An 11,733-nucleotide genomic window follows, 5' to 3' on the forward strand; every position below is an offset into this window, starting at 1 on the left:
GTTGTTCGCAGCGGTCACGCCAACGGACCCCGGACGGCCCGGCAAATGGTCCTTGATCCGCTCCCACTGGTCGTCGCGCAAGGCATGTCGATGCATCGGTCAGCCTCTCCAAAGCTGACTGCCTATGCATCGAAGAACCGGGGCTGCTGGAATCGGGAAGCCGCTTGTTGATCAACGATTCCGCCGCACTGTTGCAGCCCAGACTCACTCGGCTGGCTCCAATTGACGACACGCCCTAGAGCGCTGCCGGCGCCGGGTTTGAGAGGCTGTTTGAACGGGTTGGGCGTGGGGTTCAGGAGTGGCTTGCGGTTTGGCTGGAAGGGTAATTGAGTCGGGGGTCTGTTGTTCCGGCTCGACTGCGGGTCGGGACGGGTGGCTCCGCGGTGGGGACAGCGTGGTTGATGGCGTATTTCTGTTCGCACAGAGATGAACTGAGGGGTGCGGAGGGCCTCTGAGGATCAGGGGGACGTTGCGCGGACTGGTGCGGTTGTTGCTGTCGGAGGAGGGCGGGTCGGATCAGCCGGATGAAAATGCGGTCCCGCAGGCGCCGCCGGATGTCGCCGCCCGGCCGGACCAATGAACCGGCCAGCCACGACGGCAACATCCGCACCGAAGCCGCGCGATGTCCCACTGATCCTCAGTGGCCCTTCACGTTGCTCCGTTCATCTCTGTGCGAACAGACATGCGCCATCGGCCACGTTGTCCCCGTCGGGGACGCGCTGTCCCGGACCGCGGCCGAACAACAAGCGCTCCAGACTCCAATGTCCGGTTCGACAACTCTCTACGGCCTCGCGCGCCGCCAGGTGTCAGACGACGGCGCTGGTGCCCTCGGGCGCCGCCGCGCGCCGTGCCTGCCACAGGGCAACGAAATCAATCGGCTGCAGCAGCACCGGCGGGAAGCCGCCGTCGCGGGTGACGTCGGAGAGGATGTTGCGGGCGAACGGGAACAGGATGCGCGGGCATTCGACCAGCAGCACCGGCTCGATGGCGTTGTCCGGCAGGCCGGTCAGCGTGAACACGCCGGCATAGGTCAGTTCGGCGACGAACACCACCGAACCCGAGCCGCTCGCCTCGCCCCCACCCTGGCCATTGGTCTGCTGCGCCTGCTCATGCGCCTCGGCCTTGATCACCAGCGCAACCTCGAACACGCCCTGGTCGTCGCGCAGCCGCCGCGCCTGGACGTCCAGGTTGATAGCGACCTGGGGCTGGCTGCGCAGCTGCGTGTAGATCTGCGGCGCGCCCGGGACCTCAAACGACAGGTCCTTCACATACTGGATGTTGACCACCAGCGGCGGCTGCGCCTGGCCGGCAGGAGGCGGGGTGGGGCTGGTTTCGGACATGCGTAACTCCGTTGTCAAAATCGCGCCGCCTGCTGCGCAGGGCATACGATGGTCGCCGCCGGGTAGCACGCCTGACGGTCGATTGCCACCGGCGTTTCATGCCGCCCTGGCAATCATGCGCTCCAGACGATCCGGTGCGGCGGCGGCGCGGCCGGATCGCAGCGTACCCATTGCCCGTTCGCCAGGCTCTGCCCCGTCAGGCTGAGGATGAACCCCCAATGGCTGATCACCAACGTGCTGGCCCAGTCCGCGCAGGCCGCCACCGCGGCGCGAAACCGGGCGGCGCGTTCCAGGATCGACGCTTCGGTCTCCTCCGCCGGCGGCCACCACACCTCCTCGATTGCCGAGAAATCATGCTCCGGCCAGTCGCGCTCCAGCGCCGCGCGCGGCGAGCCGATATCGCAGGCGAAGGCGAAGCGCTCCCGCACCAGCGGATCGACCTGCACCTTCACGCCCAGCAACGCGCCAATCGGCCGGGCGGTTTGCAATGCCCTCGTGTAGGGGGAGACGATGATGCGCGCGATCCCCGCATCGGCCAGTTGGCGCGCGGCATCCTCGGCCTGGCTGTGGCCAAGCTCGGTCAGGCGCGGATCGACGATGCCCGGATCGCGGCGGCTGGCGCCGAAATGCAGGTTGAATTCACTCTGGCCATGACGCAGCAGGATCATGCGCGGCTCCTACAAAAGCGCGCCCGGGGCGGCAAGCCCGGGGCAGGAATACCGGGATTGAGTCGCCTGACGATGAATTTCCCGCGGATTCGTTTGTCACGGCCGGGTTTCGCGCCTATCTCTGTGCAGGCTAAGGAGTCATAATCATGGGTTCGAGCGGCGGATTTCCGATCGATCTGATACTGTTTGGGATGATCGCGGCCTTCCTGGTGCTGCGTCTGCGCAGCATTCTGGGCAAGCGCACCGGATTCGAGCAGCAGACGCCGCCCCCGCCATTCCAGCCGCCGATGGGCCGTCCGGCGCAGGCGCCGCCGACCATCGAGGGCCGCGCCGAGCCGGCACCGGCGCCCGCGCCACCAGGCGGTGTTCCTCCGGCCGGGTCGCCCACCGGGCAGACCCTCGCGCGGATGCGGGAGGTTGACCGCGGCTTCGACCCCGTCCGGTTCCTCGCCGGCGCGGAGCAGGCTTTCCGCATGATCGTCGCGGCCTTCGCCAACGGCGACCGCGCCGGGCTGCGTACGCTGCTGTCCGACGAGACCTACCGGGCGTTCGAGGATGCGATCAGCGCGCGGGAAAAGGCGGGCGAGGTCCAGGTCAGCGAGATCCGCGCGATCGTGCAGCTTGCCATCGAGGACGCCGATCTGCGCGGCACCGTCGGCGACGTGACCGTGCGGATCGTGTCGGACCAGATCAGCTACACCAAGGACCGCAACGGCCGGCCAGTGGCCGGGACCGACGCGGTGACCGAGATCACCGACATGTGGACGTTCGAGCGCGACCTGTCGCAGCGCGACCCGACCTGGCGTCTGGCCGCGGCCCGCAGCGGCTGACGCACGCGCCGCATGGAGGGGAGAAAGCCTCGGGTCGCGCTGTTCGTGACCTGCCTGGTCGATCTGCACCGGCCGTCGGTCGGCTTTGCGGCGATCCGGCTGCTGGAGCGCGCCGGCTGCCGGGTGGAGGTGCCGCGGGCACAGACCTGCTGCGGCCAGCCCGCGTACAATTCCGGCGACCGGCAGACCGCCCGCGACCTCGCCACCGGCATTCTGGAGGCGTTCGCGGGTTACGATTACATCGTGGCGCCGTCCGGGTCCTGTGCCGCGATGCTGAAGCAGCATGTGCCGCACCTGTTCGACGATGATCCCAACCTGCGGGCGGGTGCCGACGCGCTGGCGACTCGGGTTTATGAACTGGTCAGCTTCCTGACGGATGTGATGGGCGTGAAGGACACCGGGACCACGCGGATCGCCGGCACGGTGACCTACCATGACAGTTGCTCCGGTCTGCGGGAACTGGGGATCAGGCAGCAGCCGCGCGATCTGCTCGCGGCCGCCGGCGTGCCGGTGGTGGAGATGACGGAGCCAGAGATCTGCTGCGGCTTCGGCGGGCTGTTCTGCGTGAAGTATCCGGACATTTCGGTGCGGATGGTGTCGGACAAGACCCGCGACATCGTGGCGACCCGCGCCGATACCGTGCTGGCCGGGGACCTGGGCTGCCTGCTCAACATCGCCGGGCGGCTGGAGCGGGAGGGGCACGGCGTGCATGCGCGGCACGTGGCCGAGGTGCTGGCCGGGATGACCAATGAGGTGCCGCCCATCGGCGAGACGAAGTAGGGCGCCGTTGCCGCTATCGGGCGGCGGCTATGGGAAGTCCGGTTTCTGCATACATCAGCCTGTACGGGCTTGGGTAAGGGCGGAAACCGCCGCAACCAGGGAGGCCTGGCGCGGCGCCAGACACGTGATCAAGGCATCTGTCGCCTGCCCGGCAGGCAGGTCACGACACCTCCAGCGCGCAAATGCATGATCCCGGCGCGGCCAGCCCGTTCGGTATCTTCCGCCACGATCAGGCGTTCAGGAACCAGTCGCTTCCTGAGCACGAGGTCGTTGTATGCCGCATCATGAAATCGAACTGAGTCTGGACGCTCATGCCAAAATCGGCGAATCACCGACATGGTCCATGACCGAGCAGGCGCTTTACTGGATCGACGTCAAGGCGCCTGCGCTGCACCGCTTCAACCCATCCGGCGGTGCCACCAGGACCTGGCCGCTGCCGTCCGAAATCGGTTGCTTTGCCCTGTATGACAACGAGGCCGCCGCCCTGGTTGCCCTGCGGTCCGGCCTGTTCCGGCTGGACCTGAACAGCGATCAACTCACCCGGCTTGCGGACCCGCCCTACGATCCCGCGACCCATCGCTTCAACGAAGGCGAATGCGACGGCCAGGGGCGGTTCTGGATCGGGACGATGTTCGAGCCGAAAACGGACACCGCCGAGCCCGAGCCAGGCCCGCTGTTCTACTACACCAGCAGCACCGGCCTGGTGCCCCAGCCCGATCTTGGCTTCACGCCGAATGGGTTCGCCTGGAGCAAGGACGGGCGCACCATGTTCGTCGCCCACAGCAAGCAGCACTGCATCTACCAGTTCGATTTCGATGCCGGGAACGGCCGGATCAGCAACCGCCGGATCTTCGCCTGGATTCCCGAGGCGCTCGGCGTGCCGGATGGATCCGCCGTCGATGCCGAGGGCTGCTACTGGTCGGCGATCCATGGCGGCAGCCGGCTGATTCGTTTCACGCCTGACGGCAAGATCGACCGGGAGGTGAAGCTGCCGGTCAGCCAGCCGACCATGTGCGCGTTCGGCGGCCCCGACCTGGATATGCTGTACGTGACCTCGGCCGCGTCCGGGCTGAACCTGCTGCACAAGGTGACCGAGCCACATGCCGGCGGGCTGTTCCGTTTCCGCCCTGGCGTGCATGGGATTCCACGGCACGGGTTCGCGGGCTGACGGCAGGCCGCGAACCCGTCCAGGCGCGCGCCCGGTTGCCCTTGCCGTCCTCGTCTGGCTTAACCCTCGGCAAAACGAGCAGGAGGAACAGTCGAAATGCCCGTCAACCCGGCCGACAGCCCCATCCTCGGCACGCTCTACGGCAGCGACGCCATGCGCGCGGTGTTCGACGAGACCGCGTATTTCCAGCGCATGCTCGACGTCGAGGCGGCGCTCGCCCGCGTCCAGGGCCGCATGGGCATCATCCCGGCCGACGCCGCGGACGCGATCATTGCGGCAGCGAAGATGGAGAACCTCCGCCCCGCGGACCTCGCCGCCAGCGCCCGCAATGTCGGCTATCCTGTCGTCGGTCTGGTTGCCGGCCTGTCGCAGGCGGCGGGCGTGGGCGGGGGCTGGACGCACTGGGGGGCGACGACCCAGGACATCATGGACACCGCCACCGTGCTGCAGGTGCGCGAAGGGCTGGACCTGGTCGAGGCCGCCCTGCGCGCCGTCCTGGCCGCCCTGGCGGCCCAGGCCGAGCGGCATCGGGGTACCGTGATGGCGGGGCGGACGCATCTGCAGCAAGCGCTGCCGACGACCTTCGGCCTGAAATGCGCAACCTGGGCGATGCCGTTCATTGCTCATCTGGAACGCCTCCGCCAGCTTCGCCCGCGCGTCCAGGTGGTCGAGTTCGGTGGCGCCGCCGGCACGCTGGCCTCGCTCGGCGGCCAGGGCATCGCGGTGATGCGGGCCCTGGCGGCGGAGCTCGGCCTGGGCGTGCCGCTGGCGCCGTGGCACGTCTGCCGCGACGCGCTGGCCGAGACCGTCGGTTTCCTCGGCCTGGCCTGCGGTTCGCTGGCAAAGCTCGCCACCGACGTCATCCTGCTGGCGCAGACCGAGCTGGGCGAGGCGGCGGAGCCCTATGTCGCCGGGCGTGGGCAGTCCTCGACGATGCCGCAGAAGCGCAACCCGATCGCCTCGGAGTATATCCTGGCGGCGGCGCGCGCGGTGCAGGGGCTGGTGCCGGTGATGCAGGGCGCGATGGCGCAGGACCACGAGCGCGCCACCGGCCCCTGGCAGGCCGAGGCGCTGGCGCTGCCGCAGGCCTTTGTGCTGACGCATGGCGCGCTGCTGCACGCGCGGGCTGTCGCCGAGGGGCTGGTGGTGGACGCGGCGCGCATGCGGGCGAATCTCGGTCTCACCCACGGCCTGATCGTTTCGGAGGCCGTAATGATGGGCCTTGCCCCGGTGCTTGGCCGCGGCGAGGCGCACCATGCCGTCAAGCGGGCCTGCGACGTGGCGCTGAAGGAAGACGTTCCGCTGGCGGATGCGCTCGGCCGGGACGAGGCGGTGTCGTCCCGCCTCGGCCGCGACGCGATCGAAAAGCTGATCGATCCGGCGAACTACCTTGGCAGCGCGCAGGATTTCATCGACCAGGTGCTGGCGGCCGCCAGGCCGGGCACGGCCTGACCTGGCAACGCCGGCGGTCAGATGAAGTTCGAGTGGTGCAGGGCCGTCACGTCCTGGAACGTGACCTTCGTTCCGTCCGACAGCGAGATGGTCACGCCGGCCGGGGTCGTGACCTGTGACGCCAGCGCGGCGTTTACCTCGCCGTGACCGTAGCCCTGCAGGTTGATCTTGATGCCGGACGCATCGTACACGCCCTGCACCAGCTCGCTTCCGCCCGCCTGTCCCTTGATGAAGGTGTAGACGTCGGAGCCCGAGCCGGCGTTGACGGTGGCAGTGCCGGAGCCGCCGACGAAGGTGTCGTTGCCGGTGCCACCGAGCAGCTGGTCCGATCCGCCTCCGGCATGCAGCGAGTCGTTGCCGCCGGAGAGCACCGCCGACAGGGTTTCGTTGCCGCCCGCGGCCATCAGCACCTGGTTGCTCGCGCCATAGGCATAGAGCTGGTCGTTGTTGCCGCCGCCCATCAGCGTCGCGGCGCCGTCGCCGGCGTACAGCAGGTTGTTGCCGGCGGATCCGCCGATGACCAGCTGCGCGCCGCTCACGGTGCCGGCCGAACCGAAATAGGTGTCGCTGCCGGTGCCGCCGAGGATGGTGGCGCCGCCTGAGCCGCCGAGGAACAGCAGGTTGCCGGAGCCGCCGCGCACGAAGTCGCTGCTGGCATTGCTGGCGTCGACCGTTGCGTTGCCCGAGCCGCCCTGGATGCTGTCGTCGCCAATGGAAACGACCAGGTCGCTGCCGCTGCCGAGCTGGATCGCGTTGTTGCCGCCGCCGGCATGAATGGTGTTGGCGCCGCCGCCGAGCGCCGCGATGACGTCGTTGCCGCTGCCCGTGTTGAGCGACCAGCTGCCCGGTCCACCGACCTGGAAGCGGTTGTTGCCGCCACCGGCCACCACTGTCCCCGACCCGCCGGTCTCGACGAAGGTCAGGTTGGTCGCCGAACCGGACAGGATCGCCTGATTGTCCGAGCCGTTGCCCATCAGCGCCGCGTTGCCGGCGGTCTGGACGAGATCGACGGTGAAGCCCGGCGGCAGGGTGACCACCCCCTGGCCGGTCTGCAGGAACACGCCCACGTCCCCGGGTGGTACCACCGGAGGATCCAGGTCGGTCGCGAGCACCACCTTGCCCGCGCTGGCCTCCGCGCTGATCTGCGCGGCAATCTGCTGCGCTAAAGCAACTTTCGAGGTTGTGTCGTAAGTCAAAGTAACTGTCTGGAGGTTGCCCCCGCCTATGGTGACGTTTGCCATTTCCTCGCGCCTTCAAAGTGCCTGTCGGGAGTGTGCGGCATCATGGTTGTCATGCGGCGCAACGGGTTACCAGCCACGCAATATTTCAGCGCTTGCGATCCGGCGTTTCTTTTTTTGCGTAGCGCATGGCAGATATCCCGGCGAGTCTGGCGAGTGCGCGGGCAAATGCAGCCCGGACGCGAGTTACGTTGTTCAATCGGATCGGAAGCGGGAGGAACCCGGGTTTTAACATTTCAGAAGGAAATATGGCGACTCCGGAAGGGCGCCTTGCAATGCCGTTTGTTCCAATACATGACGCCCGTCACTTGCTGCAAAATACTGTAGCTAAAAAATAAGACTGCCCTGTAACGTGATTACGAAGATGTGATGCAAATGGGGAGGCCTGAACTGAGCCGGCAGCCACACTGGTACGACCAGGATTGTTGGCAGGTTGACTGCATTCCCTGACAGATCGACGGTTTAGCGTCTGTTTCTGTCAGCCTCGCTGAAGTGACGATGAACCCGCCTGAAGTCTAGACATGGTAATAAGTACGTGTGCAGAAAGGCCAGCCATGTTGGCCGACGCGCGAGCGCTGGACTCCGAACATGAACAAACAGCGATCAGGCGGCCGGGATCATCGGCTTTATGTTGTAAACGGAAATGTTTTATATCTGCGAATAGATGTCATTTCATAACGGACCTTTGGTGTAGGCTCCGTCGCCGAGGCAACCGCGCCGCCGCATCCAGCGACCGCCGGCATGGCAGGACGAGCCGTCACCGCATGCCCCCAGACAGCGGCTCGGCAGCCCCATGTCACGTGCCGGACATCATCTGAATGCGCAAACACGCATCGATATCTACAAAGTACTGGCATCGAAACCATTGAGCGGTCCGCGCCAGATGCTCGTGAACTCATACCAACCCGCATAAGGAAGGACTCTCCCGGCCGGGCGCCTGGTTGACAGCGCGTCCATAGTTCGATTCGCAACCTCAAACGGCATTCGGACCAGGACAGACGTTGATGGGATCGCCATTGACGGTGACGCGGGACACCCATACGGCAGAGGATCTGCGACAGATCGCGTCGAACCTGAAGGACGGGAGTGCATGGAGATTGGGGGCGGACGGCGGCGCAATAGTTGTGCATCTCTACTCTGATCGGTAGTGGATGCGTGGCTTGGATTGTGCGGTTGGTAAAGAGACCGTCGAGAATGTGGGGAGTGTCCAAGCCGGCTTGGCGGTTTGAGGCTGTTGCTTGAGTTGTGCGGAGCCGAGCCTCTGTTGGCGCCATGACAACCTTCTATCGCAAGTCCCTGACCGGTATCATAATTGGCAATGATGTCAGATGGTTGGTGGAAGGTGAGGGTCGGATGCAATGGCGCGTGATGGTGAAGCTGAGGGGTGCGGATGGCAGCGTGCAGATCCACGAGCTGCATGTCGGTGGCTGCCTCCCGGCCGCCTGTTCGGCCGAAACCTCGGGCCTGACACAGCCGCAAGCCAAGCAGCTGCCGGCCGAGTTGCAGCGTCATCTGGTTCAGGCGCAAACAGAAAAATACTGTCGCAGCCGGCGCCACTGCCCGCAATGCGGCGTGCAACGGCCGCTGAAGGATCGGCGTCCCCGGCAATTGCGCTCGCTGTTCGGGGTCGTGACAGTTCATGTGCCCCGTTTCGCCCCGTGCCGAGGCAACGTGGGCCAGCGACAGACCCTCTCGCCGGTCGGTGAGATCATGCCCGATCGTTGCACGCCAGAGTATGAGCGTCCCTCGCCGAGATGGGCGCCCGGCCGCCCTATCGGCGTGCTCGGGCGTTGCTGGACGACCGCTTCCCGCTCGGGACCCCGCCGGTCGTGGAGACCGTCCGGCAGCGAACCCTGCGGACCGCCGCCAGGCTGCTTGCCCCCACGTTCTCAACGGTCTCATCTCAGCCCAGTGCCGCCTCGACCCAGCGCGCCCAGGCCAGCACCGCGCGATCCTCGCCGCGCCGCCCGACGGCCTGGATGCCCAGCGGCAGCCCGTTCGGCCCCGTCCCGGCCGGCACGGTCACGCACGGCACGTGCAGCGAGGTCCAGATGAAGTTGAACGCCGGGTCGCCGGTCCAGCCCAGCCCCTTCGGCGCCTCCCCCGGCGCCGCCGGCGTGACCAGCACGTCCAGCCCCTCCATCGCTGCGGAGAACCCGGCCTGGCAGCGGGCGAACACGGCATAGGCATTGTCGAGCGCCGCCTCGGTCTGGCGCAGGCCGAAATCCATGCGCTCGCGCAGGCTCTCGCTCAGCCGATCGCGATGGTGCGCCAGTTCCCAGCCCAGCGAGCGCGCGCTTTCGGCATTCATGACGATCGGGTGCGCCTCGATCAGATCGGCATAGCCGTCCGGCAGTTCCCGCGCGCTGACCGCCGCGCCCGCCCACCCCAGCGCCGTGGCGACGCGCTCCAGCAGCGCCTGCGTCTCCGGCGCCGCGGCTGGCCAGGACGGCGAGCGGCAGACGCCGATGCGCGGCGCCCGCGCCGGCTGCGCGTCCGGGTCGCCCAGGTCGCGCCCGGAGACCGCACCGGCGAACAGGGCGCAGTCGGCGACGGACCGTGCCAGCACGCCAACGGTATCCAGGCTGTCGGCCATGATCTTCATGCCCGCCCGGTTGATCAGCCCGAACGTCGGCTTGTAGCCAACGACGCCGCAGAACGCCGCCGGGCGGATCACGCTGCCCGCCGTCTGGGTGCCGTAGGCCAGGGGAAACATCCCCGCTCGCACGCCCGCCGCGGAGCCGGACGACGACCCGCCGGGCGTATGCGCCGGGTTCACCGGGTTCCGCGTCGGCCCCGGATGCCGCGTGGCGAATTCCGTCGTCACTGTCTTGCCGATGACCACCCCGCCGGCGGCGCGCGCCCAGGCGACGGCGGCGGCATCCGCTCTCGGCCTGTGGCCCGCCCATATCGGCGAGCCGTACTGGCTGGGCAGATCGGCGGCATCCAGCACGTCCTTGACGCCGATGGGGAGCCCCTGCAGAGGACCGGCGGGAACCGAAGCCGCGGCGGCGCGTGCCTGCGCGGGATCGAAGCAGGCGAACACCCGCAGCTTGGGCTCGACCCGGGTGATGCGATCCAGGCAGGCCTCCATCAGGGCCTCGGGCCGCAGCGCGTCCGCCCGGATCAGGGCCAGTGCCTGCGTGGCCGTGAGGTGGCACGGGTCACCTGGCGTTTGATGCGACATGGCTGGATCCTCCCCCCCGATCCAGGGAAGACTGGCGCGGGACCGCCCGCGGGTCCACCCCATGGGTCGCGCGCCCGGGCGGACATGGCTGCAATCCGCCCCTTGACCCGCGAACACCACTGGCGCACCGCCCCGCGCGGGTCCATCCTGCCGGCAATGAGAACGCAGGAGCAGTCCACCCACCGGCAACGGCCGGATACGATCCACGTCGGCCACACGCCGGGCGGCTTGGTGACCTATTGCGTCAACGTGCCGCCCGAAGCTCTGCCGACTGTCCTGCGCCGCGACCTTGAGCGCGCTTGGTACGCCGCCCGCGACGCCGCCCTGGCCGAGCGCCAGGGCGCGGTGCGCGGCTTCCGCTTCACCCGTCCGGACGGCAGCCACACCGACCTGGCGCTGGCCGATCGCGACGCGCGCTGCTGGGTTGGCGCGGTGGACAACACGGTCGGCATCGGCAATGCCAACGGCCTGTCGCTGTGCCTGCGCCTGCTGGCGCTGATCGACCTGCTGGCCCGCGCCCCGTGGGCCCGCTCGCTGCTGCACCTGGCCCGCGACGGCGCCGAGTTCCATCCGGCCCTGCTGAAGGCCGCCGCCAGCCAGCCGTTGACGAAAGAGGCGCGCTTCGACGAAACCGGGTTCCGCATGCGCCTGTCGCGATTCGTTGGCGGCTTCCAGTTGGAAGCCCCGGCGGAAGACGGATTGGCGGCGCCCCGCCCTTGAGGAGCCCATCCATGACGTGCCTCCGTATCCGCCTGTCCGTGTGCGCCCTGACCGGCGTCCTGGCGCTGTCCGCCTGCGACGCCGCGCCGCAGAGTTCGCAGGCCCGCGCCGACGCCGCGACGGTGGCGGCCTGCCGGCAACGCGCCGACGAGGTGTACAACCAGCAGAACCGCGGCGCCATCTACAGCGCCAATTCCTCGGAAAATGCGCCGTTCTCGGCCAACTACACGCCCGGCGTCACCAGCCGCGGGCTGTCGGCGTTGTTTGCGCACGACAGGATGGTCAACGACTGTGTGCGCAACACCGGCACCGGCGCCGAGCGCAGCGTCGCCCCGCCGCCCTGACCGCCC

10 protein-coding genes and 1 pseudogene are annotated in these 11,733 nt (G+C 67.9%); 6 read left to right on the top strand and 5 right to left on the bottom strand.

Annotation, left to right across the window (positions count from 1 at the left end; genetic code table 11):
- The 3 genes and pseudogenes from CCS01_RS35235 to CCS01_RS15115 form a co-directional block, all read right to left on the bottom strand.
- Positions 1–96 (bottom strand): annotated as a pseudogene (locus tag CCS01_RS35235) (IS5/IS1182 family transposase); the annotation flags it as partial.
- Between the two features lie 710 nt (positions 97–806).
- Complete coding sequence (gene secB, locus CCS01_RS15110; protein ID WP_104519629.1) at positions 807–1,340, bottom strand: protein-export chaperone SecB; 534 nt, start codon at positions 1,338–1,340, stop codon at positions 807–809.
- A 113-nt stretch (positions 1,341–1,453) separates the two neighbouring features.
- Entirely contained in the window at positions 1,454–2,008 is a 555-nt protein-coding gene (locus tag CCS01_RS15115) for a histidine phosphatase family protein (protein ID WP_104519630.1), read from the bottom strand.
- A gap of 146 nt (positions 2,009–2,154) precedes the next feature.
- Here CCS01_RS15115 and CCS01_RS15120 point away from each other — a divergent pair, with 146 nt between their 5' ends.
- The 4 genes from CCS01_RS15120 (at position 2,155) to CCS01_RS15135 (ending at position 6,238) form a co-directional block, all read left to right on the top strand.
- Positions 2,155–2,838, top strand: coding sequence for a Tim44/TimA family putative adaptor protein (locus CCS01_RS15120; protein ID WP_104519631.1), 684 nt, complete (start codon positions 2,155–2,157; stop codon positions 2,836–2,838).
- A 12-nt stretch (positions 2,839–2,850) separates the two neighbouring features.
- Positions 2,851–3,618 carry a (Fe-S)-binding protein gene (locus tag CCS01_RS15125; protein ID WP_104519632.1) on the top strand — a complete coding sequence of 256 codons (768 nt, stop codon included), beginning with the start codon at positions 2,851–2,853 and terminating at the stop codon, positions 3,616–3,618.
- Positions 3,619–3,892: 274 nt separating this feature from the next.
- Entirely contained in the window at positions 3,893–4,786 is an 894-nt protein-coding gene (locus CCS01_RS15130; protein WP_104519633.1) for an SMP-30/gluconolactonase/LRE family protein, read from the top strand.
- Positions 4,787–4,882: 96 nt separating this feature from the next.
- Complete coding sequence (locus CCS01_RS15135) at positions 4,883–6,238, top strand: class-II fumarase/aspartase family protein (RefSeq protein WP_104519634.1); 1,356 nt, start codon at positions 4,883–4,885, stop codon at positions 6,236–6,238.
- A gap of 17 nt (positions 6,239–6,255) precedes the next feature.
- Here the strand turns inward: CCS01_RS15135 and CCS01_RS15140 are convergent, their stop codons facing one another.
- Together CCS01_RS15140 and CCS01_RS15145 are read right to left on the bottom strand one after the other, a co-directional pair.
- Entirely contained in the window at positions 6,256–7,434 is a 1,179-nt protein-coding gene (locus CCS01_RS15140; protein WP_104519635.1) for a calcium-binding protein, read from the bottom strand.
- A 1,945-nt stretch (positions 7,435–9,379) separates the two neighbouring features.
- Positions 9,380–10,663, bottom strand: coding sequence for an amidase (locus CCS01_RS15145; RefSeq protein WP_104519636.1), 1,284 nt, complete (start codon positions 10,661–10,663; stop codon positions 9,380–9,382).
- 102 nt (positions 10,664–10,765) lie between these two features.
- On the opposite strand from CCS01_RS15145, the gene CCS01_RS15150 reads away from it, so the two are divergent.
- On the top strand, positions 10,766–11,383 hold the full coding sequence (locus CCS01_RS15150; RefSeq protein ID WP_104519637.1) for a hypothetical protein: 618 nt from the start codon (positions 10,766–10,768) through the stop codon (positions 11,381–11,383).
- Between the two features lie 11 nt (positions 11,384–11,394).
- Entirely contained in the window at positions 11,395–11,727 is a 333-nt protein-coding gene (locus tag CCS01_RS15155; protein ID WP_104519638.1) for a hypothetical protein, read from the top strand.
- The last annotated feature ends 6 nt before the right edge of the window (positions 11,728–11,733 follow it).

Source organism: Rhodopila globiformis, assembly GCF_002937115.1.
Lineage (GTDB): Bacteria > Pseudomonadota > Alphaproteobacteria > Acetobacterales > Acetobacteraceae > Rhodopila > Rhodopila globiformis.

Bases quoted from the DNA above. Each gene is read 5' to 3' on its own strand.
- secB (WP_104519629.1), bottom strand. From the start codon at position 1,340: ATGTCCGAAACCAGCCCCACCCCGCCTCCTGCCGGCCAGGCGCAGCCG.
- CCS01_RS15115 (WP_104519630.1), bottom strand. From the start codon at position 2,008: ATGATCCTGCTGCGTCATGGCCAGAGTGAATTCAACCTGCATTTCGGC.
- CCS01_RS15120 (WP_104519631.1), top strand. From the start codon at position 2,155: ATGGGTTCGAGCGGCGGATTTCCGATCGATCTGATACTGTTTGGGATG.
- CCS01_RS15125 (WP_104519632.1), top strand. From the start codon at position 2,851: ATGGAGGGGAGAAAGCCTCGGGTCGCGCTGTTCGTGACCTGCCTGGTC.
- CCS01_RS15130 (WP_104519633.1), top strand. From the start codon at position 3,893: ATGCCGCATCATGAAATCGAACTGAGTCTGGACGCTCATGCCAAAATC.
- CCS01_RS15135 (WP_104519634.1), top strand. From the start codon at position 4,883: ATGCCCGTCAACCCGGCCGACAGCCCCATCCTCGGCACGCTCTACGGC.
- CCS01_RS15145 (WP_104519636.1), bottom strand. From the start codon at position 10,663: ATGTCGCATCAAACGCCAGGTGACCCGTGCCACCTCACGGCCACGCAG.
- CCS01_RS15155 (WP_104519638.1), top strand. From the start codon at position 11,395: ATGACGTGCCTCCGTATCCGCCTGTCCGTGTGCGCCCTGACCGGCGTC.